The organism is Clostridium perfringens ATCC 13124 (assembly GCF_000013285.1).
GTDB lineage: Bacteria > Bacillota > Clostridia > Clostridiales > Clostridiaceae > Sarcina > Sarcina perfringens.
Window position 1 is genome coordinate 289,444 of sequence record NC_008261.1, and the last position, 25,878, is coordinate 315,321.

Genomic DNA, 25,878 nt, shown 5'->3' on the forward strand with positions numbered 1-25,878 from the left:
AACCTCCGAAAGCTTCTTAATATAATATTTGAATTATTAGTTATTTTTATCAAATAATTCATTAACATTTTATTAATATAAGTAATTTATGTCAAATTAAAATAAATATAATTATGGGTAAAAAAATAGTTCTAATCTAGAGTATTCTAAGTTTTATAAATAAAATAGGCTTACCAATGAATATTATTAGTTTTACTGAAATAAAGTTATGGTATAGAGATATATCGTTAATTAATTTTAGGAGGATTATATGATAGATTATTTTAAAGAATTAAATATTCAGATAGATGCCTCTGATAATGAAGTTAAAAATGCCTATTTTAATATGACTAAAAAATATCCACCAGAAAAGTTTCCAAAGGAATATAGAGTTATAAGGGATGCCTATGAAACCTTAATAGACAAGTCTAAAAGGGATGCATATATTTTAGAGACTTTTGATATTGAAATAAAAAATATACTTAATGAAGGTATTGATTTAGCTAAAAGTGAAAAATATGATTTAGCAGCTTTGAATTTTGAAAAAGTTCTTAAAAAATACCCTGATAATTCAAAGGTTAAAAAGGACTTAGCTGTATGTTTAATGAGAGGTAGAAATTATAAAAAAAGTTCTAAGATATTAAAAGAATTAGTTATAAGAGAACCTAACAATATAGAATACTATAAGCTTTTAATAAATGCCTATGGAGATAATTATGATCTTAAAAATTTAGAGAGTGTCCTTAAAAAGAGCTTGAATTTAAAAAATGTAGAAGTAGATTTTTACTTAAAGTTATTTGAAATTTACAATGAAAGCGAATTAAGGGATTATACAAAGGCTATTAAGGTTTTAAAGGATGGCTTAGAAAATAAAAATATAAATTCAAAGAAGTATAAGTTATACCTTAAGTTTTTAGATTTATCAGATAGATTAGATTGCAAAGATGATTTTAATAAGGGGTGTGAAGCTTTAAGCGGAATCATTTTAAAGGATAATTATGAAGAAGTAAAAAGTTCAATATTAAATTTATTAGATAGAATTTTAAAAGAGTTTCATTTTAAAAATGGAGTTAGACTTACATCAACAGCTTTAGTTTTAATAGATGAAAAAAAAGATATGGAAACCTTAGAAAAGATAATGGATTTAAGGCGTAGTTTTTTAGAACTATCTAGGCTTTATGAGGATAAGAGTATAAATGAAGATTTTAAAAAGATAGTATTTTATAATGCTGTAAGCAAATTTTTAAAGGATGATATTGAATTTAATAGGGATTTTGAAAGAATAAATCAAAACTTTTTTAATAACTTTAACTTTGAAAATGATGAATTAGTAAAATCAATTGGGAAGTTAAAAAATGATTATAGGAATGTGTACTTAGAAACAAGAAAGTTAAGTGATAAGGTCTTGGGTAGATATAGCAAAGTTCAGAAAATAAAAGAGGAAAAGAATGTACCTAAGGAATTTTATTCTAATAGGAGAGAGGGGAATCCCGTAAAAATTTTATTTAGAAAAGTAATAAATAGTTTTAGAGATAAATAAAATAAGGGGGTACTAATTTGAATTATGAAGAGGCTTTAAAGGATATTTGTGAAGAAAAAAAGTATATAGATTTATTTGAAGAGGATAGAGGATTAAAAGAAATAAAAAATTTTATAAAAAAAATAGCCATACAAAATGAAAATATGAATCAAGGATATATTGAAGAGGTCTATAAAATAGCTAGTAGCCTTGAATGGATTACAACCTATATAAGTAAAAAGAGTGAGGAAGAAGAGCTAAGAAGTAAAAGAATAAACAAAGAATTAGAAATAAGAGAAAAGAGATTAGTTAAAAGCATAATAAGTATAGTGGACAATATAAAATATATTTATGATTTTAGCCAAAAATCTAACAATGAAGTATTAAATGAGGCTATGAATAATCTATTAAACACAGTAAAAAGGGCAATGGTGAATGTAGATATCCTTCTTATTGATGGGAAAGAAACTTTTTTTGATGAAAGCTTACATGAGTGTGTTAGTACTATTTGGAATGACGAAAGAAAAGATTATGAGATAAACGAGGTTTTAAAGTTTGGATACATATACAAGGGAAAAGTTGAGAGGACAGCTCAAGTAGTAGTAGTTAAAAATAAGGAGGATATAGAATGGGAAGAATAATAGGAATTGATTTAGGGACAACAACTTCAGAAATAGCTTATGTAAAAGATGGTAAGCCATGCATAATAAGAAATATTGAAGAAGGAGATGAACATGCTATTCCATCAGTGGTTTCTATAGAAGGAGATGAAATAAAGGTTGGAAAGAAAGCTAAAAATCAAATTTTACTAAAGCCTGAATTAACAGTTGCTGAAGTAAAGAGAGTTATGGGAACAGAAAATATTATACAAATTCAAGGGAAAGAATACAGACCAGAAGAAATTTCAGCGCTAATTTTAAAAAAATTAAAAGAAGTAGCTGAATATTTTTTAGGAGAAGAAGTAGAAGAGGCTGTAATAACTGTCCCTGCTAATTTTAATGATATACAAAGAAAAGCTACAAAAAATGCTGGGGAAATAGCTGGTTTTAAAGTAGAAAGAATAATAAATGAACCTACTGCGGCTGCCATGGCTTATGGAGTAGACAACCTAGATAAAAACGGTAATATTCTAGTTTATGACTTTGGAGGGGGAACCTTTGACGTAACTATATTAGAAATGTTTAATGGAGTTTTAGATGTAAAGGTAAGTAGAGGAAATAATTATTTAGGTGGAAAAGATATTGATAATAAATTAATAGACCATGTGGTAAATGAATTTAATAAATCAACAGGTGTAAAATTAGATACCTCAGATAGTAGAATTTTGGCGAGACTTAAAGAAGGGGTAGAGGAAGCTAAAAAAACATTATCCACATCTAAGATGGCTGAAATAGTACTTCCTTATATTAGTGCTGACAAAGATAATAATCCAATAAACTTAGAAATGGTATTAACTAGGGAAGAATTTGAGTTTAATGTTAAAGAGATAATAGATTCTACTGAGGATATAGTAAATGAGGCTTTAGAGGATGCAAATATTACTGATAATGAGATAGATACAGTATTATTAGTTGGTGGTTCTAGTAGAATACCTTATGTAAGAAATATGCTTGAAAAAAGATTTAAAGGAAAAATAGCAAGGGGAGTAAATCCAGATGAGGCTGTGGCTTTAGGGGCTTCAGTACAAGCTGCTATTAAAAATGATATTCCAGTTGGAGATTCAGGTACAATAATAGTTACTGATACATGCAACTATACTTTAGGAGTGGCATTAAAGGGAGGAATATTTGATCCTATAATTGATAGAGATTCAAAATTACCTGCAAATGTAACAAAGAGATATTGTACAGTCATGGATAATCAAACAGAAGTATTAGTAAGTGTTTATGAAGGTGAAAGTAGATATGTTAGTGATAATACCTTAATAGATGAATTTATATTATCAGGAATACCAAAGGCTGATACTGGTAAAGAAAAAATAGATATTACCTTTACCTATGATTTAAATGGAATTTTAAATGTTTCAGCAGAAATTCTTTCTACTGGAGATGAAATTTCTAAAATAATGTCTACTAAAGGCCTTTCAAAAGAAGAGATTCAGGATCTTAAAGAGGTAGTTTCAAGTAATGAAAATAATAATGAACTTGTACCTTGGAAATCAGCCAATTTATTTAAATTAGTAGAACCTAACTTTAGATTAGCAGAAAGAAAAATTCCTATGCTACCAAGTGCCGATAGAGAAAAGCTTCAAGAAATTATGAGTGATATGAAGGATGCCATAGTAGATAATGATAAAATGGCACTTATGAAATTAGATGAAGAACTTACAGACTTTTTATTTGATTTCGTAAATTAATATTGGGAGCATTTCTTATGAAAAATAGTAAAGAAGCTTTAGAAGGTGCTTATAATAATGCTTTAGATTTAATCTTAAATAAAAAATTGAAAGAGGGAGAAAAGCTCTTAGAAAAAATTTATGGCTCTGGAAATATAAATATAGATATTTTAAATCTTTTAGGGATAATAAAATATATGTATTGCGATTTTTATGGAGCTAAGAAATATTGGAATGAGAGTTTGAAAGTTTCATGTGAAGATAATAAGGCTTCTGAATTTATAGAAGATATAGAAAGTGATGATTTTAAACTAATAAGTGAAAAATATATATATTCACTAAACTTAATAGAAGATAAAAATTATTCACAAGCAATAGAGGTTTTAGAGGAAATTAATAAAGGAAGAAGTGAATTAATAGAAGTTAAAATTCTATTAGCATTATTATATATGATAATAGATGAGAAAAATAAGGCCTTTAAAAATATAGAAAGTGCTTTATCATATGATATATCAAATTATAAGATAAAAGAGATATATAATGAAATAAAATGTGATTTAGCAAAGGATGAAGAAAAAGAGGAAAGTGAAGAATTAACTTTTTCTGAGTCTATTCTAAATTTGGTAATGATTTTGAATTATAGGATAAACTCTTTTTATGAAGAGGAATTAAAGTATAGAAATGAAGAAATAAAATCCTTATATGAAGAAATCAAAAATATGAATTTAGAAATTGAATCTTTAAATACTAAAAAAGAAAAATTGAGTTTATAAATTAATTTAGCTGTATTAAATATATTCTAAAAAATAAATTTCTTAGAATATAATTTGATACAGCTATTTGTTTTTTATGAAGATAATATTTCCTGTGAAATATATGTATGTAGAATGTATTATTTGGTTTTGTATTATGGTAAAATATTCATGTAAAAAATAGAAAGTTAAGAGTAGATTAGTAAAGGGTTTTATATTATAGTAAAAATTATTTAAACCCTATAGAGGAAGATAGATTTCCTTTTAGGTATTTATTTTAAGGAGGAAAGCAATGATAGATATACATTCACATATAATACCTAATATAGATGACGGTTCAAAAAGTTTAGAAATGTCCTTAGAAATGTTAAAAAGAGCAGAAGAGTCAGGAACTAAGAAAATAATAGCAACTCCTCACTTCTTTAAGGGATATTGGACAGAAAACTATAACAGTGTAAAAGATAAAGTTAAAGAATTAAATAAGCTAGCTAAGGAAAATAATTTAAATATTGAAATTTATCCAGGACAAGAAGTATTCTTTAATAATTACATATTAGAGGATTTTAAGCTTGGAGATATTGGAACCTTAGGGGAATCAAGATATATGCTTATAGAATTCCCTATGGATAAAATATATTTTCAAAAAGCAATAGATGAAATATATGAACTTAAAATAAAAGGAATAACTCCAGTGATTGCTCATCCAGAAAGATATGTTGATTTCATAAATAATCCAGAGGAAATAAATCAGTTTATTGATGAGGGATACTTATTCCAGTTAAATGGAGGAAGTCTTACTGGATTATTTGGAAAAGAAGTAAAGAAAACAGCAGAGCTATTCTTAGAAAATAATCTATATAGCTTTATTGGATCTGATGCTCATAGTAATGGAAATAGAAATACTAGCTTAAAGGAAGCTTGTGAAGTTGCAAATAGTATAAGCAGAGGAGCAAGTAGAAGATTTGAAGCTAATGGACTTGCTTTATTAAATAATGAAAAGATAGTATTCCAAGGACAAAAAGTTAAAAAGAAGAAAAAAGGATTATTTTCATTCTTCAAAAGATAGATGTTAATTTATAAGCTATTAAATATAGGTCTATATCAAGATAATTTTATTAAATTTTGATATAGACTTTTTCTTTTAAAGAAAACTATATTTAAAAATGTTAATAAAAAATAAAATATATTCATAAAAATTCAAAAAAAGAGTATTTATTAAATAAAAAGTTTGATATAATAACTATAAAGTTATTGAAAACGTTTAGATTTATAAAAGCATCAATAAGTTATAAGTTTTTAATAAAATTAATATACAGGATTATTTTTATATTTAAATTATGGTTTGTAAGGATATTAAAAAATTTTAAAGGGGGAGATATTATGAAGAATAATAAAAAAATAAGTTTAAGTATTGTTTTAGCATCATTAATTACAGTTTCTTTAGTTTCTTGTGGAAGTAGTTCAGTAAAGGAGGATTCAACGGCTTCAAAGACAAAATTAGAAGAAAAAGCTGATGGAAAAGTTCAATATGGATTAGAAGAGTTAAACTGGGACCCTGATAATTATAAGGCATTAGTAAATGTTATAAAGGAATATGGAAAGGATAGTAAAAATTATGATGAAAATCAAAAGCCTTATGCTGTTTTTGATTGGGATAATACAACAATAATGAATGATGTTGAAGAAGCATTACTTGCTTATCAGTTGATGAATTTAGAATTTAAAATGACGCCTGAAGAATTGGATACTGTTATGAAAACTAATATTCCAAAGGATAACTTTGTTGAGAAATGCAATAATAAAGAGGGAAAGCCTGTTAATATTGATTTAATTACAGAGGATATTGTTAGTGATTATACATATCTATATGAAAATTATAAAGGTTTTAAAGGAAATAAATCCTTGGATGAAATAAAAAAAGAAAAAGAGTATGAGGATTTTAAAGCAAAACTTAGATATCTTTATAGTGCAATTGGAGAATCATTTAGTTCAGATGTAAGTTATCCATGGGTAACTTATTTGTTTAAAGGAATGACTTCTGAGGAGGTTGCTAAACTTACTGAAAAGTCTAATGATTACTGGTTAAATGAAAAGTTAGGTGTTGAAACGTGGACTAGTAGTGAAGAGATTCCAGGAAAAGCAGGAATTGTTTCTGTTACATTTGATACAGGATTAAGAACTATTAAAGAACAACAAAATTTATATAAAACTTTAATGAAAAATGGTATTGATGTTTATGTATGCTCAGCTTCTTACATTGACGTTGTTAGGGAATTTGCAACAAATCCTAAGTACGGATATGAATTACCATCTAAAAATATATATGCTATGGAACTTTTAAAAACAGATGATGGTAAAATAAAGGCTGAACTAAATCCAGAGTATTATCAAACTCAAGGAAAAGGTAAGACAGAAACTATTAAAAAATTTTTAGTTCCAACTCATAATAAAGGCCCTGTAATCACTGGAGGAGATAGTAATGGTGACTATTATATGCTATCAGATTTTGATGATACAAAGGTTAGCTTAATTATAAATAGATGTAAAGGTGGAAAGATTGGTGAGCTTTGTGATAAAGCCATTGAAACTATGGGAAAATCTGATGAAAGATATTTTTTACAAGGTAGAAATAATAATACCGGTGAATTTATTCCAAGTGAAAAAACAATATTATTAGGAGAAGATACTGAGAAACTTAAATAACATAAAATTTATTTTTAACCCCCATTTCATTTTTAGAATGAAGTGGGGGTTTTAAGTTTAAAAAGTAAATATTTATTCTCCAATAATATTATTAGTATCTTCCATAAGCATTGAAAATTGGCTTTTTTTAATCCATCCATTACAATTTATTTTTGATTCTGTATTTAACAATGAATAATACCAAATTTCATTGTTTATTTCAGCTTCATCAATAATTTTTACTTGTGATTTTTCTTTGATTTTACTAATAGCAATAGATTCCTCAGAGGGAGCTATGAAAATTGAGGTATAAGGTAGTGTAATTCCATATTTAAATTCAGGCTTATTAAAATTTATTATTAAATTTTTTTTGGAATCATTGTTACTTTTTTTATAAGTTGTATCTTTATATTTTGAAAGTTGATTATTTAAAGTTAAAATTTGCCTTTTATATTCAGTAATTTTAATATTGCATTGATATAGTACAAAGGCAACAGCACACACACCTAATAGTATTAAAAAAATACATAAAAAGATCAAATTAAATTACTCCTTTATATTAGTGTTTAATATAATATATTGTTTAAACATAAGATTAATTACATAATTTTGTATGAATAAATTAAAAAAAAAAGCTTAAACTAATAGAGAATTTTAAAATGTTAGGAGGGATTATTATGGCTAATCTAAATGAATTAGAATTACAAAATCTTCGTCACTTAATAGGAGCTCATTGTACAATTGAGAAAAAACTTGAATGTTACTCAGAACAATGTACTGATCCAACATTAAAAAATATGTTAAAAAAAGATGCACAAGATGCTAAAAACAGTAAAGAAAAATTAATGTCATTTTTAGGATAGGAGGCAATTAACATGCAAGAAAAAGAAATGATAAGCGATTATCTTGCTGGAATAAATGCAAGTTTAGCAGGATATGGTGGTATAATTTCTCAATGTGAGAATCAAGAATTAAGAGAAACTATACAAAACATGAGAAACCAAGATGAAGTACGTCAATATGCTCTTTTCAAAATTGCAAAAGAAAAAGGATACTATATCCCTGCTCAACAAGCAACTCCAGAAGAAGTAGCTACTGTAAAACAACAAGTTTCTCAAGGATAAAATTATCTAACTAAGAATACTACATAGAAATTTGTTAAATAAACTTAGAAAGAGACTATTAAAAAATTAATAGTCTCTTTTTTATTAAGCAAATAAATTTGTTATTAAAATAATTATATTAAGAATAAACAGAACTATTACTGGTACTATAGAACGTGAAACCCTAAGTTCAGTTTTCATATAATTATAAAAAGTTATTAAAGAAATTACTATTGGTGTGAAAAATATAAAAAATAATTTTGGAATATAATTACCTAATTCTCCGCTTTCTACTATCTGTAAAGCAATTTTGTTCGGTAAATTTTTAAATAAGATAATATTTATAGCTAAGCATAGTATTAAAAATAACATATTAATTTTAAAAATTTTTTTGTAACTTAAAATCTTTTGAATAAACATTTGTTTAATACCCAACCCCTTAATATACCTAAATTAAATTTATTTAAAGTAATATATAATAATGCTTTTTATTAAGTATATATCAAACAATAATCTTTTGGATATTTTTAACAAAAAATTTATAGTACAATAAAAATTAATCAATAACTTTTCCTAATACTTTTCCTATGGAGTCATTTATAACTAAGTCAGCTTTAGAATCAGCTTGAGTTGAACTTTTGTTTATTAAAACTAAATTCTTTCCTCTAAAATAGTTAATAAGCCCTGCAGCAGGATAAACAACTAAGGAAGTTCCGCCTATTATAAGGGTATCTGCTTTAGAAATAGCATCAATAGCACCTCTAATAACATTATCATCTAAAGGCTCTTCATATAAAACCACATCAGGTTTAACTATTCCACCACACTTAGTACATTTTGGAACACCCTTTGATTCAAGAATAAATTTTTCATCATAGAAAGTGTGGCAATCTACACAGTAGTTTCTAAGAACTGAACCATGAAGTTCAAAAACATTTTTGCTCCCTGCCATTTGATGAAGTCCATCTATGTTTTGAGTGACTATAGCCTTTAATTTTCCCATTTCTTCAAGTTTAGCCAAGGCAATATGTGCATCATTAGGCTTGGCATTAGGATAAATAAGTTTAGCTTTATAAAAGTTGAAAAACTCTTCTGGATATCTTTCAAAAAAACTATGAGAAACTAATTGTTCAGGGGTAAAAGTAATATTAAGCTTTTCATTAAATAAGCCATTAGCACTTCTAAAGTCAGGAATTCCAGACTCAGTTGACACGCCAGCTCCTCCAAAGAAAACTATGTTATTACTATTTTTTATTATTTCTTTTAATTTGTTTATCTTATCATCCATGAAATCATCTCCAAATATTTATTTATAATTCAATTATAAGACTCTTAATTTTAATATGCCAAGAGATAGAAAAATTAAGCTTTATAAATATAAAAATAAATTATATAAAAATATATTTAAAGCTTTAAATTTTTAAAATGATGAACTAGCTTAGTGTAATAAAAGAGTAACAAATACATATTATTTAAAGAGGTTAATTTAAGGGGAGGTTTAAAATGGCTTTTAAAGATGACATTCAAAAATTATCAGTTCAGGTAAAAGAGAGAAAAGAATATATCACTAATGAAGAAATGACAAAACAAGCATTAATAATACCATTTATTCAAATATTAGGATTTGATGTTTTTAATCCTATTGAAATTAGACCAGAATATAGTGCTGACTTTGGAATAAAAAAAGGCGAAAAGGTTGATTATGCTTTATTTAAAGAAAATGAACCAATAATATTTATAGAAGCAAAATCAGTAAATGAAAATTTAAACAATCATGATGCACAATTAGCGAGATATTTCAATTCAACAAAAGAAGTTAAGCTTGCTATATTAACTAATGGGATTGAATATAAATTTTTTACTGATTTAAATGCAAATAATGTAATGGATGATACTCCATTTTTAAATATAAATTTACTAGAGATTAAAGAATCGGATATAGAAAGTTTAAATAAATTAAGAAAAGAAAATTTTGATAAGGATTCATTAATAACTTATGCTGAAGAATTAGTTTATACTTCTACTTTAAATGAAAGTTTAAGAAGACTTTTTAGCAATCCAAGTGATGATTTTGTAAGATTCATAGTAAAGGATTTTAGTGAAATGAGAATAACATCCAATGTGATTGAGAGATTTAGACCACTTGTAAAAAAAGCAATTTCAAATGCAGTTTTAGATATAGTTAGTAAGGGGTTATATCAACAAGAGACATTAACTATAAAAAAAGAAGAAAATATAAATAATGATAGTGTTAATAGAGAAGACTTATCTGAAATTGAAATAGGAAATAAAGTTCAGAAGGGGATAATAACCACAGAGAATGAACTTAAAGGTTTTAATATAGTTAAAGATATACTAGAGAAAAATAATAGAGATATTTCAGAGATTAATTATAAAGATACTACAAACTATTTTTCTGTGTATTTAAGGAATACAACTAGATGGATTATTAGATTTAATTTAGATGCTAGTAAGAAAAATGTAATGACTAAATTACCTGTAGAATACGCAAAAAATATTTGTCCTAATAAGGAGATTGAGCAAGCTCCAAAGGGAATAGGAGAATCAAGGGTATATATTAATTCTATAGATGAATTATATGATTTGGAAAAATATTTAGTAGATGCCTATGATAATGTAAATTAATATATTAAAATGCAAAATATATTTTAAGTAAACTTATATATCTTCTAATAAAAATTAAAAGGCTATTAAGTAAAATCTGATTCTTATATTTAATTAAGAGGCAGATTTTTTATTAATATTTTGTATTTTAATTCATAATAAAAATTTACATTATATCTTAAATAAATTTAGAATTTTATGTTGATACTATATAGTTTTTTTATAAAATTTATATTAAGAACTTAAAAAATACGAATTCTATAAAAGGATGAGAAGATTATGGACTTGAAAGAAATAAGAGAAAGAATGTATGGCCAAAAACTTTATTATTGTAATGATGAAGATTTGATGAGGGAACAGATGAAGGCTTTAGAGTTACTTTATGATTTTAATAAAACAAGACCTTCAGAACAGGATAAAAGGGAGAAAATACTAAAGAAGATGTTTGCTGAAATAGGAGATGATTGTTATATTGAACCGCCTTTCCATGCTAATTGGGGAGGAAAAAATGTACATTTTGGCAATGGAGTTTATGCTAATTTTAATTTAACAATGGTTGATGACTGCGATATATTTGTTGGAAATAATGTGATGTTTGGCCCAAATGTTACAGTATCAGCAGGGACACATCCTATACATCCAGAATTAAGAAGTAAACAAGCTCAATATAATATTCCTATACATATAGGAAATAATGTTTGGATTGGTGCAAATTCTGTGATACTTCCAGGCGTTAATATTGGAGATAATTCAGTAATTGGAGCAGGAAGTATTGTTACAAAGGACATTCCATCTAATGTAGTTGCTGTAGGAAATCCATGTAGAGTATTAAGAGAAATTAATGAAAATGATATGAAATATTATTATAGAGATATGAAAATTGATATTGAGTAAAATCATATATATTTTAAAAATAAAATATTTCCTTACATTAAATATTTTTAATGTGGTAAAATAGAAGTATACAGCGTGTAGTTTTAATGACGTAATTCCAGTTGTTAAAACTACTTTTTTTATTTTAGAAAAGTATAGTGCTAACTACTTGAGTTAAAAGAGCAATCTCTTAATGATGAGATGAAAGCAAAATTTTAATTTAAGGAAGGTGAAAATTTATTGTTTAAAATTAATGATTATATAATGTATGGAACCGTTGGGGTTTGTCAGGTTATAGATATTACTAAAGAAACTCTTATGAATAATATTGAAAAAGAATATTATGTATTAAGTCCAGTCTATTCTAAGTATCCTAAGAAGACAGTAATTAAAATTCCAGTTGATAATAAGAAAATTTCTATGAGAACTCTTCTTTCTAAGGAGGATGTAAATTCCATTATAAATAGTATCCCAGAGACGGAAACTTTATGGATAGATAATGATAGACAAAGAAATGATGAGTTCAAAACAATGCTTAGAAGTGGAAATTGTGATGATTTAATTGTATTAATAAGAAGTATATATTTAGATAAAAAGAAAAGAAAATTAGATGGTAAAAAGGCATGTAAGGGCGACGATGAGATTATGCAAACTGCGGAAAAATTAATAAATGAAGAGTTTGCAGTTATCCTTGATATTCGTCCAGAAGAGGTAAAGTCTTATATAAAAAGTCATATACCTCAATAAAGCATAAAGAAAAGTAATCAAGAAGTTAGTGAATACTTTGATGAAATAGTATAAAAGTGGAAATTAATAAACCTAGATAAAATATAAAAAATATTTTATCTAGGTTTATTTTTATATTTAAATTTAAAATAAATTAGTCATTTCAGGAAAAGATAAAAAGAAGAATATCTTTTGAGGTGTGCTATGAAGGAATTAGAAAGACTTTTAGGAAGGCTAACAATTATCAATATAAAAGAGATTATTATAATTCTTGTTATTATGATAATTGTTTTAATCATAAATAAAATACTAATAAATAATCTATTTAAGTTACTAATGAGAGGGGCAAGAAGGACTAAAAATTACTTAGATAATAATATTGTTAGAGCTTTAGAAAATCCATTAAAGCTTATTGTATCCTTTGTTGGAATATATTCAATATTTAAAGTTATAAATCTTGATTCCTTAGGTATAGATTTTTTATCTACATATAAGATTCTAAGAGTAGGAATAATAGTGTCATTTATATATTTTGCCTATAACTTAACTTTAGAAAATTCATTACTTTATTCTAAGTTACATAAAAATGATGGTGGTAATACTATTGTATTTCCTTTTATTTCTATAATTATTAGATTGATAATATTGCTAGTTGGAATAATTATAATTGCAAATGAATTTGGCTTAACTGGCTTTATTGCTGGGTTAGGTGTAAGTGGAGTTGCCTTTGCTTTAGCTGCACAGGATACCTGTTCAAATTTGTTTGGGGGAATGGTAATAGTTTTAGATAGACCTTTTTCTATTGGAGATTGGATACAAGCTGGAGATGTTGAAGGAGTTGTTGAGGAGATTACATTTAGAAGTACAAGGATAAGAACCTTTTCCATGGCAATTGCTACTGTACCTAATTCAAAACTTGCTAATAGTAACATAATAAATTGGACTCAAAGAAAATTAAGGAGAATTCATTTTAAATTTACTATGGATTGTAAGACACCAATAGAAAGTATAAAAAATTCTGTTAATAAAATAGAAAATATGCTAAAGAAACATGATAAAATAGATAAAAATTTGATAATAGTAAGTTTTAATGAGCTTTCAACTTATGGTTTTGGAGTTTTTATATATTTCTACACAGATGAATTTGAATATTTAAAATATGAAAAGCTTAAGGAAGAAATAAATATAAAAATCTTAGAGATATTAAGAGAAGAAAATGTTAGTTTAATGTTTTTAAATTTTGATTTTAAAGGTTTTGAGAGAAGATCTGGGAATTGTAATCTTGAAAACACTGAGTTGGAATCAATAAAAAATATTACTGAGGAGGAGAGAGGAGTATGACAATTAAGTTAGAAGCATGTGTTGGAAATTATAAGGAAGGAAAAAGAGCTGAGGAATTAGGAGCTAATAGAATAGAGCTTTGTGATAACTTGGCTCAAGGGGGAACAACACCAAGCTATGGAACAATTCTTCAATGTAAAAAGGATATTAATATAGATATTAATGTAATTATTCGACCAAGAGGAGGAAATTTTGTTTATTCTAAAGAAGAATTGAACATAATGAAAAATGATATAAAACTTTGTAAGGATATAGGGGTAACAGGAGTAGTATTTGGATTTCTAAAGGAAGATAATACTTTAGATTATGAAACAACAAAGGAATTTGTTGAGTTAGCTAAACCTTTAAGCATTACATTTCATATGGCCTTTGATGAAATAGAAAATAAGGTTGATGCCTTAGGTAAGCTTATAGATTTAGGAGTAGATAGGGTTTTAACAAAGGGTGGTTTAGATAATGCTTTTAAAAATAAAGATACCTTAAAAGAATTAGTTGAACATGCTAAAGATAAAATAATAATACTTCCAGGTGGAGGAGTTACTAAAGATAATTTTTTAGAGTTAAAAGATTATACCAATGCTAGGGAGTTACATGGAACCAAAATAGTAGGAAATTTATAAAAACAATAGAAATGATTAGAAATAACTCTTAATATATATAATTAATCTTTTAAAACAGTAAAAAATAACTCTTTACAAAGTAAGATGAATGTCTTAATATTATATATAGAACAACCAAAGCAATAAATAATGGTGTGTATTATAAATATTGTAATATTATTTGTATATTACAATGACAATATTATTAAATGATATAAGACTTTAAGTCATATGATATTAGGATATTATTTAAAATAATATCTATTTTCTAACATAAGATAAAATCTAATTTACAAAAGTAACCAATGCTTAAATTCAATGTAAATACTTTGTAATAAGTAGTTTGTATAATTAAGTTAAAGGAATTTGTTGGGAGTGGTAAAGGTGTTAGAGAAGATGATATTAAGTGATAAAGAATGTGAATATCTTGCTAAAAGTATAGCGGGAGGAGTTTTAATAGGACTTGCTTTAGGAGCTATTTTTAATAATCCTCAGTTTGGCTTTGCCTTAGGTGGAGTAACTGGAATAGTAGCCTCTCTTATTTATACTTTAGTAAAAAGAGCTAAGATTAAATCAGATAAAAAGTTAATCAATTAATATATAAATGAGTTTGTTCGGGTTTATAGTATAAAATTAACATAGTGTTAATTTCCCCCTACTTAAACTATAAGCCCCTTTTAATATAAAATTTATAAATGTAAAGAAAAAAGAAGCAGATTAATCTGCTTCTTTTTTTATTCCTAAACTAATAGGATGTCTCTTAGAAGAATCTTTTAAATTATTTTTTGTATTTGTAACTTGAAGAGATTCTATAACTGGAACAATAATTGCGGCTACAAAGCCACTTGCAAGTCCATTATTATATAAATTTAATCCTCCATGTAATTCACCAATATTAAAAACCATAAATATGTGAAGAAATCCTGCTATTATTCCATAAGGCCAACCATAGTAGCCAGAAATAGGAGCTAATCCCGTACTAAATAATATACAAACTACTGTAACAGGAGAATTTATATCTGATATGCTAATTAAAGATGCTAATGAAGCTCCTATAATTAATGGAACAGAGTTAGCTAAATTTTTTCCGTAGCATCCAAAGCCTGCCATGGAAAAAATAGCTCCAATAGTTGGACCATTTAAATCACCATTTATAAGTAAAACAAAAAGCGTTGAGAATATACAAAGTACTCCCATATTAAAATAACAACTACTACCATAGATTGAAAAAAAGTCACTAGGGAAAATACCATGTTCTTTATTAATTCCTATTTGATCTTTCAGAACACTTTTCTTTGATTTATCTAGTATAAGGCTACAAATTATGAAGTAAGCACTTATAGTAAATAAAAATAGCATATATAATATATTATTTCCTTTATGCCATATAGAGTTTGTCTCAAAGTCATGTCCAACGGCTCTCATTAAAGACATTACTGCTATAGCTATAATTCCTCCAGCAAAGCCAACGTTATAAAGAGAGAACCCAGAATGAATCTTAGATGCATTTTTAGCAATTGGAGGAAGAATGAATCCTACTATTATTCCAACTAATGCACCCATAATAGCTCCAGATATAGGATGAACTTCTGGAAAAAACGAAAATTGACTTACTGTAGGGGCTAGAGCAGTACCGAGAGATGCTATAACTAAGTAATCTTTAAAGGGCTTTTTTTTCACTTTAGAATATATAAAAGTACCTAAAACTATAGGCCATATATTTATTATATTTTTACCGAACATTCCAAAACCAGTTAAAAACCATAAAGACATTATGCTTTTTCCTGTAGATTTCGTATCAGTTATATAAAATAAAAATATAAATATTAAGCCTAAAAGAGCACTATTAATTAAGGTTGCTCCAAAACCACCTATACTTATATAATCTGTTATTAATATGTCTGAATTTGAAATTATATTGTAAAGTCCATTAAGTATTTCTTTAGGGCTTTCTAAAAAAAAGGCAAATATAATAAAAGAAATATATAAAATTGAATGTATAAGGTATTCTTGTGGTAACCTTTTCAACAATAGCAACACTCCTTAATAAAAATATATTTTAAGATTAATTTATTTTATATTTTAAAATAATAATAAATTTAAGTAGATTATATAATATAAATCTTTAAAAGAATAGATGATTACAGTAATCGTAATAAAAAAGAAACAAATAAAGCCACTTTAGTATAATATTAATTTATATACTAGTAGTGGCTTAATATATGTAGAGATATACACTACATATAGATTAATCAAATAGATCTGATTTCTTTTTTACTGTTATTAATGTTTTTACCATCATATTATCTGTATGATTTTGAGGAAACATTTGATTTTCATAATAATTATTATTGTAAGGTGATGGTTTCATTACGTAGTTATGCATACAGCAACAACTATGATTTGAATTCTTATTAATCATAGGATTAAGATTCATTGAATTTGAATTGAATTTATTCATAGGCATAAAAGAATATTCTTGATTACATTTCATGTTCATAGGAACTAATTTAAAATTCTCATCATTATCTTTATAATTTTTCATAAAATTACACCCCTAACTTAATTAATACTCCTAATAGAGTATATTAAGTTAGGGGTGTAAAGTTTCCTTAAAAATCAATTTAGTTTTATATAAATCAATATAAATTTAAAATTGCAATTTCAAAAGCTAGATTAGGTACTGATAAAGAGTTTTATATAAATCAATGTAAACTTAAAATAATCATTAATATTAAGTATAAAGTTTTGGTTATATATTAGGTATTTGCCAATCTATAGGCTCTTTATTTATTGAAACTAAAAAATCATTAGTTTTAGAGAAAGGTTTTGAACCAAAGAATCCACGAGTAGCAGATAGGGGACTTGGATGCACTGATTTTATTATTTTATGTATTGAATTAGTTATTAAAGCTTCTTTTGAAATAGCATTTCTTCCCCAAAGAATAAATACTATAGGTTCCTCTCTTTTGTTTAATAATTCAATTACTCTATCAGTGAATATTTCCCAACCCTTACCTTTGTGAGAGTTTGCTTGCCCTTCTCTAACTGTTAAAACAGTATTTAATAAAAGGATACCTTGTTTAGCCCAAGATTCCAAAAATCCATTATTAGGTATATAACATCCAAGGTCAGAATTTAATTCTTTAAACATGTTTCTCAAAGATGGAGGAGTTTGAACTCCTGGTTTAACAGAAAAGCTAAATCCATGAGCTTGGTTTGGTCCATGATATGGATCTTGACCTAAAATAACAACTTTAACATCTTTGTAAGGTGTGAATTTTAATGCGTTAAATATATCATACATGCTTGGATGTATTTTTTGAGTTTTATATTCATTTATAAGAAACTTTCTAAGATTTAAGTAATATTCCTTTTCAAACTCATCTTTTAATAAATCATCCCAATCATTATTAAATTCAGCAGCCATTTAATTACCTCCTTATATAAAAATAAATTTTGTCAAAATCATAATTAAATTCTATACTTAATAATTTCTTATAACAAGGGTGCTAAATATAATTTAAATTGAAATAGTTGCAATTAATCAATAAAAAAATGGTTAGAATTCCATAATTAAAAGTAAACTGTAATAAATATTTAAATGTATATTTATAGATATTATTTTTTTGAATATTTTAGTAAATTTAATTAATAATTATATGAGAAGTTTAGTATACATATACTGGGGAAAATTAATTATTAAATTAATTATAAGAATATTTTAAATAGCTACGAAAAAATAGCTTAATTTAGGGGGAGAATTTATGTTATTAAAGAAATTAGCTGCAATATTAACTGTAGCCTCAATAGGTGCTACTATTTTTACTAGTAATAAAGAGGTTATGGCAACTGACTCTTATAGTAAGGCAAAAGAAATAGTTTCTAACATGACTTTAGAAGAAAAGCTTGGTCAAATGATAATGCCTGATTTTAGAATGTGGCAGGAAGAAGGAGCTAAAGAACCAAGTGATTTAACAGAAATAAATAGTGAAGTTGCAGAGGTCATAGATAAATATGATTTAGGTGGAGTTATACTTTTTGCTGAAAATGTTAAGGAGATATCTCAGACAACTACTTTAATACATGATTTACAAGAGGTAGCTATAAATGATGAAGATGGAAATTTACCATTACTTATAACTTTAGATCAGGAGGGTGGAATAGTAACTAGGCTTGGAGAAGGAACTAACTTACCTGGTAATATGGCATTAGGTGCCACTAGAAGTGAAAAGTCTTCATATGATGCTGGTTACGTAATAGGAAAAGAATTAAATGCTTTAGGAGTAAATGTAGACTTTGCTCCAGTTCTAGATACAAATAATAATCCGGAAAATCCTGTTATAGGAGTAAGATCAATTTCTAGTAATCCAGAACTTGTAGGGAAGTTAGGAAAAAATATTGCTAAGGGTATTCAGGATCAAGGAGTTGCTGCTACTGCAAAACATTTTCCAGGTCATGGTGATACTGCAACGGATTCACATTATGGTTTGCCAATGGTAGATAAATCTATTGAAGAACTCAGGGAAACAGAACTTAAACCATTTAAAATAGCTATAGAAAATGGTATAGATATGATAATGACAGCTCATATACAATTTCCTCAAATAGAGAAAGATACTTTTATATCAAAAAAAGATGGAAGCCAAATATCAATTCCAGCCACATTATCAGATGATATTATAAAAGGAATTTTAAGAGAAGAAATGGAGTATGATGGTGTTGTAATAACTGATGCAATGAATATGAAAGCTATATCAGATCATTTTGGAGAATTAGAGTCAACAAAAATGGCTATAAATGCAGGGATAGATATTATTCTTATGCCTACTATATTAAGAAATAATGAGGATGTTAAAAAATTAGATTATATAGTAAATGGGATTTTAGACTCTATTAAAAGTGGAGAAATAAAAGAAGAGGAAATAACTGATTCGGCTGAAAGAATCGTTAAACTAAAAATAGATAGAGGAATAATTGATTTAAAAAATAATAATGCATCTTTAGAGGAAAAGATTAAGAAAGCTAAGAAAACTGTTGGATCTGTAGAAAATAGAAATATAGAAAGAAGGATTTCAGAGGAAGCAATTACTATTACTAAAAATGAGGAGAATATACTTCCACTAAATCCTAAAGAAGGAGAAAAAGTTTTACTAATAGCGCCAAATGAAAGTCAAATTCATAGTATGAAGTTTGGTATAAATAGACTTATACATGAAAATAGTTTAAATAATATTAAGTTAGACACCTATGAGTACAATAACATAGGAATAATTGATGATGTATTAAAAGAAAAAATAGAAAGTTCTGATTATATAATAGTGGCTTCTCTGTCAAGTAATGCTAACCACTTAAAGCCTGGGGCTTGGAATAGAGATTTACCTAGGTCAGTAATTGATTATGGAAATAAGTTGAATAAAGATACTGTATTAATAAGTTTAAGAAATCCATATGATTTGGCAGCTTATGATAACGCTAAGGCACAGGTAGTTGCATATGGATTTAAAGGAATGGATCCAACAGAAGGAGATACTTTGTTTCCAACTAAATCTTCAGGACCTAATATACCAGCATCTATGGGAGTTGTTTTTGGAGCTGTAGAGCCTAAGGGAAAGTTACCAGTAGATATTCCAAGTTTAAATAATGATGGAACTATGAATACTGAAGTTAATTATTACGATTATGGACATGGCATTACAAACATCAATAGCTTGGGAAATGTTAACATTAGTATGAATAAAAAAATAAATTTAGGTGATAATTTTCAAGTAAAGTTTAATTTAAGTGATTTTAATGAAATAGTAGCAGGTAAATATAGAGCCAAGATTAAATTTCAAGGAGAAAAATTAGAATTTATTAATGGTAAGGTAGAGTTTAGTGGAGATTTACAAACTAATATTATAGATAATAATACTTTAGAAGTTTTAATAAATTTAGAAGAGGGTTCTCTTAAGGCTAATGAAGTTAATTTCATTTTAGAATTTAAGGCAATTGATAAAGCTGAATTAACTAGCATAGAAATAACAAGTTCAGAACTTATTGATGAAAAAGGAAGATGTTTTAAACAGAAATATGTTATTTCAGAATTTTCGATAGAAGATAATAAAGAGGATAAGCCTCTAAGCCCAGATGAGGATAAAGAAGATGAAGAAAATAATGAGGATTTAGGTAATAGTGATGATAATAATAAAGATGAATTACCACAAACAGGTTCAGGTGTTGGTAAAGAATTCATTTTTGGATTAGGGTCTCTATCACTTTTAGCTGGAATTGGATTAAAAAGCAAAAGATTTAAAAGAAAATAGTAAGTAAAACAATATAAATTTTTTTAAAAGGAATGCTTTTTTACAGTATTCCTTTTATTTTACATATTAATACAATAAATTATATGAAAACTTATCCCAGCGTATCAATGTAAGAATTATATAGAAAAATTAAGGAAAATAAAGAATTATAGGAATAATAATGAAAATAAGGTGTATTATAAAATCGGTTAAATCAATATACATGGTAAGATAAATCTCGTCGCTGAGAGACACACAAACAACTTAACAAAATAAATAAAAAGTTTTGAAAAAAGTTGTTGACAAAGTTTCTAAGTGATGCTAAACTAAGAAAGTCGCTTGAGGGCGACGACGAAATGGTCTTTGAAAATTAAACAGAAGATATTAACATAAACCAGCAATTCTTTTATAAGTAATATGAGTATAGATTAAACTTTTAAATTGAGAGTTTGATCCTGGCTCAGGATGAACGCTGGCGGCGTGCTTAACACATGCAAGTCGAGCGATGAAGTTTCCTTCGGGAAACGGATTAGCGGCGGACGGGTGAGTAACACGTGGGTAACCTGCCTCATAGAGTGGAATAGCCTTCCGAAAGGAAGATTAATACCGCATAACGTTGAAAGATGGCATCATCATTCAACCAAAGGAGCAATCCGCTATGAGATGGACCCGCGGCGCATTAGCTAGTTGGTGGGGTAACGGCCTACCAAGGCGACGATGCGTAGCCGACCTGAGAGGGTGATCGGCCACATTGGGACTGAGACACGGCCCAGACTCCTACGGGAGGCAGCAGTGGGGAATATTGCACAATGGGGGAAACCCTGATGCAGCAACGCCGCGTGAGTGATGAAGGTTTTCGGATCGTAAAGCTCTGTCTTTGGGGAAGATAATGACGGTACCCAAGGAGGAAGTCACGGCTAACTACGTGCCAGCAGCCGCGGTAATACGTAGGTGGCGAGCGTTATCCGGATTTACTGGGCGTAAAGGGAGCGTAGGCGGATGATTAAGTGGGATGTGAAATACCCGGGCTCAACTTGGGTGCTGCATTCCAAACTGGTTATCTAGAGTGCAGGAGAGGAGAGTGGAATTCCTAGTGTAGCGGTGAAATGCGTAGAGATTAGGAAGAACACCAGTGGCGAAGGCGACTCTCTGGACTGTAACTGACGCTGAGGCTCGAAAGCGTGGGGAGCAAACAGGATTAGATACCCTGGTAGTCCACGCCGTAAACGATGAATACTAGGTGTGGGGGTTTCAACACCTCCGTGCCGCCGCTAACGCATTAAGTATTCCGCCTGGGGAGTACGGTCGCAAGATTAAAACTCAAAGGAATTGACGGGGACCCGCACAAGTAGCGGAGCATGTGGTTTAATTCGAAGCAACGCGAAGAACCTTACCTACACTTGACATCCCTTGCATTACTCTTAATCGAGGAAATCCCTTCGGGGACAAGGTGACAGGTGGTGCATGGTTGTCGTCAGCTCGTGTCGTGAGATGTTGGGTTAAGTCCCGCAACGAGCGCAACCCTTGTCGTTAGTTACTACCATTAAGTTGAGGACTCTAGCGAGACTGCCTGGGTTAACCAGGAGGAAGGTGGGGATGACGTCAAATCATCATGCCCCTTATGTGTAGGGCTACACACGTGCTACAATGGCTGGTACAGAGAGATGCAATACCGCGAGGTGGAGCCAAACTTAAAAACCAGTCTCAGTTCGGATTGTAGGCTGAAACTCGCCTACATGAAGCTGGAGTTACTAGTAATCGCGAATCAGAATGTCGCGGTGAATACGTTCCCGGGTCTTGTACACACCGCCCGTCACACCATGAGAGTTGGCAATACCCGAAGTCCGTGAGCTAACCGCAAGGAGGCAGCGGCCGAAGGTAGGGTCAGCGATTGGGGTGAAGTCGTAACAAGGTAGCCGTAGGAGAACCTGCGGCTGGATCACCTCCTTTCTAAGGAATACATCTTAGGACAACTAAGATGATAATGAATTCTGGATAATATCTCTGTTTAATTTTGAGAGACTATCTCTCAAAATTGTTCTTTGAAAATTGCACATAATTTAATTTATAGAAACAACAAGCCAAATTGGCAAAACCAATTTCTATTCTTTGTAAAATGAGAACTATAACTAATATAGGTCAAGCTACAAAGGGCGCATGGTGAATGCCTTGGCATCAGGAGCCGATGAAGGACGTGATAAGCTGCGATAAGCTTCGGGTAGGCGCACATAGCCTGAGATCCGAAGATCTCCGAATGAGGAAACTCACATGGGAAACCCCATGTATCATTAAGTGAATACATAGCTTAATGAAGGTAACCCAGGGAACTGAAACATCTAAGTACCTGGAGGAAGAGAAAGAAAAATCGATTTTCTTAGTAGCGGCGAGCGAAAGGGAAAGAGCCCAAACCGGAAACTTGTTTCCGGGGTTGTGGACATAGCATCAAAGTGGAGGCTATTGTAACTGAAGAGAACTGGAAAGTTCCACCGTAGAAGGTAATAGTCCTGTAAGTGAAACGAGAAGACCACGAGTTATGATCCAGAGTACCACGAGACACGTGAAACCTTGTGGGAAGCAGGGAGGACCACCTCCCAAGGCTAAATACTACCTGATGACCGATAGTGAAGCAGTACCGTGAGGGAAAGGTGAAAAGAACCCCGGGAGGGGAGTGAAATAGAACCTGAAACCGTGTGCCTACGACCGCTCAGAGCCCCTTATGAGGGTGATGAGGTGCTTTTTGTAGAACGAGCCAACGAGTTACGGTATGTAGCAAGGTTAAGTACTTAAGGTACGGAGCCGAAGGGAAACCGAGTCTGAATAGGGCGACTAGTTGCATGCCGTAGACCCGAAACCGGGTGACCTATCCATGGCCAGGTTGAAGCGAGGGTAAAACCTCGTGGAGGACCGAACCACGTTGCTGTTGAAAAAGCATGGGATGAGCTGTGGATAGCGGAGAAATTCCAATCGAACCCGGAGATAGCTGGTTCTCTCCGAAATAGCTTTAGGGCTAGCGTCGAGTATGAGTAGTGGAGGTAGAGCACTGAATGGGCTAGGGGGCATAGCGCTTACCGAACCTTATCAAACTCCGAATGCCACATACTTTGAGCTCGGCAGTCAGACTACGAATGATAAGATCCGTGGTCAAAAGGGAAACAGCCCAGATCGTCAGCTAAGGTCCCAAAGTGTAAGTTAAGTGGGAAAGGATGTGAGATTTCTAAGACAACTAGGATGTTGGCTTAGAAGCAGCCATTCATTAAAAGAGTGCGTAATAGCTCACTAGTCGAGAGATCTTGCGCCGAAAATGTAACGGGGCTAAACTTACCACCGAAGCTACGGGCTTGAACTTAGTTCAAGCGGTAGGAGAGCGTCGTAACCGGGCTGAAGTCGTACCGTAAGGAGCGGTGGACTGGTTACGAGTGAGAATGTTGGCATCAGTAGCGAGATGTGGGTGAGAATCCCACAGGCCGAAAACCTAAGGTTTCCTCAGGAAGGTTCGTCCGCTGAGGGTTAGTCGGGACCTAAGCCGAGGCCGAAAGGCGTAGGTGATGGACAACTGGTTGATATTCCAGTACCACTACCATCGTTATTATCGATGGCGTGACGCAGGAGGATAGTGTGTGCTAGCTATTGGATGCTAGTCTAAGCGTTTAGGCAGTGAGAGTAGGCAAATCCGCTCTCATAATGCTGAGGCGTGATGGGGAAGGTTCTACGGAACCGAAGTACATGATTCCACGCTGCCAAGAAAAGCGTCTAGAGAGAGAAGTAGTGCCCGTACCGCAAACCGACACAGGTAGGTGAGGAGAGAATCCTAAGGCCGGCGGAAGAATTACAGTTAAGGAACTCGGCAAATTGACCCCGTAAGTTCGCGAGAAGGGGTGCCTACGAGAGTAGGCCGCAGAGAATAGGCCCAAGCAACTGTTTAGCAAAAACACAGGTCTCTGCTAAAGCGTAAGCTGATGTATAGGGGCTGACGCCTGCCCGGTGCTGGAAGGTTAAGGGGAACACTTAGCGCAAGCGAAGGTGTGAACTTAAGCCCCAGTAAACGGCGGCCGTAACTATAACGGTCCTAAGGTAGCGAAATTCCTTGTCAGGTAAGTTCTGACCCGCACGAATGGCGTAATGACTTGGGCACTGTCTCAACTGTAAATCCGGCGAAGTTGTAGTGCGAGTGAAGATGCTCGCTACCCGCGATTGGACGGAAAGACCCCGTAGAGCTTTACTGTAGCTTAGCATTGAGTTTTGGTATTGTCTGTACAGGATAGGTGGGAGACTAGGAAACCAGGGCGTCAGCCTTGGTGGAGTCAACCTTGGGATACCACCCTGACAGTACTGAAATTCTAACTGGCGGCCATGAATCTGGTCACAGGACATTGTTAGGTGGGCAGTTTGACTGGGGCGGTCGCCTCCTAAAAAGTAACGGAGGCGCCCAAAGGTTCCCTCAGAACGGTCGGAAATCGTTCGAAGAGTGCAAAGGCAGAAGGGAGCCTGACTGCGACACCCACAAGTGGAGCAGGGACGAAAGTCGGGCTTAGTGATCCGGTGGTACCTCGTGGGAGGGCCATCGCTCAACGGATAAAAGCTACCTCGGGGATAACAGGCTGATCTCCCCCAAGAGTCCACATCGACGGGGAGGTTTGGCACCTCGATGTCGGCTCGTCGCATCCTGGGGCTGAAGTAGGTCCCAAGGGTTGGGCTGTTCGCCCATTAAAGCGGCACGCGAGCTGGGTTCAGAACGTCGTGAGACAGTTCGGTCCCTATCCGTCGCGGGCGTAGGAAATTTGAGAGGAGCTGTCCTTAGTACGAGAGGACCGGGATGGACTGACCTCTGGTGTACCAGTTGTTCCGCCAGGAGCACAGCTGGGTAGCTAAGTCGGGAATGGATAAACGCTGAAAGCATCTAAGCGTGAAGCCAACCTCAAGATGAGATTTCCCATAGCGTAAGCTAGTAAGATCCCTTGAAGAACACAAGGTTGATAGGTCGGGGGTGTAAGCATGGTAACATGTTCAGCTGACCGATACTAATAGATCGAGGGCTTGACCAAATATAGTAAATTAAATAT

Annotated in this window: 20 protein-coding genes and 2 rRNA genes; 17 read left to right on the forward strand and 5 right to left on the reverse strand. The window is 30.7% G+C overall.

The window, feature by feature from the left end:
• The first annotated feature begins 250 nt into the window (after positions 1–250).
• The 6 genes from CPF_RS01220 (at position 251) to CPF_RS01245 (ending at position 7,288) form a co-directional block, all read left to right on the forward strand.
• The gene (locus tag CPF_RS01220) at positions 251–1,519 is read left to right on the forward strand and encodes a tetratricopeptide repeat protein (RefSeq protein WP_003458361.1); all 1,269 of its coding nucleotides are present in this window, start codon (positions 251–253) and stop codon (positions 1,517–1,519) included.
• A gap of 17 nt (positions 1,520–1,536) precedes the next feature.
• A complete protein-coding gene (grpE, locus tag CPF_RS01225) occupies positions 1,537–2,139 on the forward strand; it encodes a nucleotide exchange factor GrpE (RefSeq protein WP_003458364.1) in 603 nt (200 codons plus the stop codon).
• Positions 2,127–3,854, forward strand: a complete 1,728-nt coding sequence (locus CPF_RS01230) for an Hsp70 family protein (RefSeq protein ID WP_003458288.1) — start codon at positions 2,127–2,129, stop codon at positions 3,852–3,854. The genes grpE and CPF_RS01230 overlap by 13 nt, the downstream gene beginning before the upstream one ends.
• Positions 3,855–3,871: 17 nt before the next feature.
• Positions 3,872–4,606 (forward strand): tetratricopeptide repeat protein, encoded by a 735-nt coding sequence (locus CPF_RS01235; protein ID WP_003458339.1) that lies wholly within the window; start codon positions 3,872–3,874, stop codon positions 4,604–4,606.
• 271 nt (positions 4,607–4,877) lie between these two features.
• A complete protein-coding gene (locus tag CPF_RS01240) occupies positions 4,878–5,651 on the forward strand; it encodes a tyrosine-protein phosphatase (RefSeq protein ID WP_003458363.1) in 774 nt (257 codons plus the stop codon).
• A 314-nt stretch (positions 5,652–5,965) separates the two neighbouring features.
• Complete coding sequence (locus CPF_RS01245; RefSeq protein ID WP_011590111.1) at positions 5,966–7,288, forward strand: phosphoserine phosphatase; 1,323 nt, start codon at positions 5,966–5,968, stop codon at positions 7,286–7,288.
• Between the two features lie 72 nt (positions 7,289–7,360).
• Here CPF_RS01245 and CPF_RS01250 read toward each other — a convergent pair whose 3' ends face one another.
• A complete protein-coding gene (locus CPF_RS01250) occupies positions 7,361–7,807 on the reverse strand; it encodes a hypothetical protein (RefSeq protein ID WP_041702525.1) in 447 nt (148 codons plus the stop codon).
• Between the two features lie 137 nt (positions 7,808–7,944).
• Here CPF_RS01250 and CPF_RS01255 point away from each other — a divergent pair, with 137 nt between their 5' ends.
• Positions 7,945–8,130, forward strand: coding sequence for a hypothetical protein (locus tag CPF_RS01255; RefSeq protein ID WP_003458368.1), 186 nt, complete (start codon positions 7,945–7,947; stop codon positions 8,128–8,130).
• A 12-nt stretch (positions 8,131–8,142) separates the two neighbouring features.
• Positions 8,143–8,391: a spore coat protein gene (locus CPF_RS01260; protein ID WP_003458352.1), complete on the forward strand. Its 249-nt coding sequence runs from the start codon at positions 8,143–8,145 to the stop codon at positions 8,389–8,391.
• Between the two features lie 535 nt (positions 8,392–8,926).
• Here the strand turns inward: CPF_RS01260 and CPF_RS01270 are convergent.
• Positions 8,927–9,658, reverse strand: coding sequence for an NAD-dependent protein deacylase (locus CPF_RS01270; RefSeq protein ID WP_003472385.1), 732 nt, complete (start codon positions 9,656–9,658; stop codon positions 8,927–8,929).
• A 215-nt stretch (positions 9,659–9,873) separates the two neighbouring features.
• Here CPF_RS01270 and CPF_RS01275 point away from each other — a divergent pair, with 215 nt between their 5' ends.
• The 6 genes from CPF_RS01275 to CPF_RS01300 all read left to right on the forward strand — a co-directional run bounded on the left by CPF_RS01275 (position 9,874) and on the right by CPF_RS01300 (position 15,131).
• Positions 9,874–11,016, forward strand: coding sequence for a type I restriction endonuclease (locus CPF_RS01275; protein ID WP_003479536.1), 1,143 nt, complete (start codon positions 9,874–9,876; stop codon positions 11,014–11,016).
• A 258-nt stretch (positions 11,017–11,274) separates the two neighbouring features.
• Positions 11,275–11,889, forward strand: a complete 615-nt coding sequence (locus CPF_RS01280) for a sugar O-acetyltransferase (protein ID WP_011590113.1) — start codon at positions 11,275–11,277, stop codon at positions 11,887–11,889.
• A gap of 219 nt (positions 11,890–12,108) precedes the next feature.
• On the forward strand, positions 12,109–12,615 hold the full coding sequence (locus CPF_RS01285) for a CarD family transcriptional regulator (protein ID WP_003464290.1): 507 nt from the start codon (positions 12,109–12,111) through the stop codon (positions 12,613–12,615).
• Positions 12,616–12,798: 183 nt separating this feature from the next.
• Complete coding sequence (locus CPF_RS01290) at positions 12,799–13,935, forward strand: mechanosensitive ion channel family protein (protein ID WP_011590115.1); 1,137 nt, start codon at positions 12,799–12,801, stop codon at positions 13,933–13,935.
• Positions 13,932–14,555 (forward strand): copper homeostasis protein CutC, encoded by a 624-nt coding sequence (locus CPF_RS01295; RefSeq protein ID WP_011590116.1) that lies wholly within the window; start codon positions 13,932–13,934, stop codon positions 14,553–14,555. The genes CPF_RS01290 and CPF_RS01295 overlap by 4 nt, the downstream gene beginning before the upstream one ends.
• Positions 14,556–14,918: 363 nt before the next feature.
• Positions 14,919–15,131 carry a hypothetical protein gene (locus CPF_RS01300; RefSeq protein WP_003464293.1) on the forward strand — a complete coding sequence of 71 codons (213 nt, stop codon included), beginning with the start codon at positions 14,919–14,921 and terminating at the stop codon, positions 15,129–15,131.
• 120 nt (positions 15,132–15,251) lie between these two features.
• Here the strand turns inward: CPF_RS01300 and CPF_RS01305 are convergent, their stop codons facing one another.
• The 3 genes from CPF_RS01305 to CPF_RS01315 all read right to left on the reverse strand — a co-directional run bounded on the left by CPF_RS01305 (position 15,252) and on the right by CPF_RS01315 (position 17,964).
• On the reverse strand, positions 15,252–16,562 hold the full coding sequence (locus CPF_RS01305; RefSeq protein ID WP_004458058.1) for a DUF1576 domain-containing protein: 1,311 nt from the start codon (positions 16,560–16,562) through the stop codon (positions 15,252–15,254).
• Positions 16,563–16,782: 220 nt separating this feature from the next.
• Positions 16,783–17,079: a hypothetical protein gene (locus tag CPF_RS01310; RefSeq protein WP_003464244.1), complete on the reverse strand. Its 297-nt coding sequence runs from the start codon at positions 17,077–17,079 to the stop codon at positions 16,783–16,785.
• A gap of 207 nt (positions 17,080–17,286) precedes the next feature.
• The gene (locus CPF_RS01315) at positions 17,287–17,964 is read right to left on the reverse strand and encodes a uracil-DNA glycosylase (protein WP_004458079.1); all 678 of its coding nucleotides are present in this window, start codon (positions 17,962–17,964) and stop codon (positions 17,287–17,289) included.
• Positions 17,965–18,301: 337 nt separating this feature from the next.
• Between CPF_RS01315 and CPF_RS01320 the strand changes: the two genes are divergently transcribed.
• From CPF_RS01320 to CPF_RS01330, 3 genes are all read left to right on the forward strand, one after another.
• Positions 18,302–20,839, forward strand: coding sequence for a glycoside hydrolase family 3 protein (locus CPF_RS01320; RefSeq protein WP_003468707.1), 2,538 nt, complete (start codon positions 18,302–18,304; stop codon positions 20,837–20,839).
• A 416-nt stretch (positions 20,840–21,255) separates the two neighbouring features.
• Positions 21,256–22,768: ribosomal RNA gene (locus CPF_RS01325) — 16S ribosomal RNA — on the forward strand.
• Between the two features lie 187 nt (positions 22,769–22,955).
• Positions 22,956–25,860: ribosomal RNA gene (locus tag CPF_RS01330) — 23S ribosomal RNA — on the forward strand.
• The 16S and 23S rRNA genes sit together here, the layout of an rRNA operon.
• Positions 25,861–25,878: the final 18 nt, after the last annotated feature.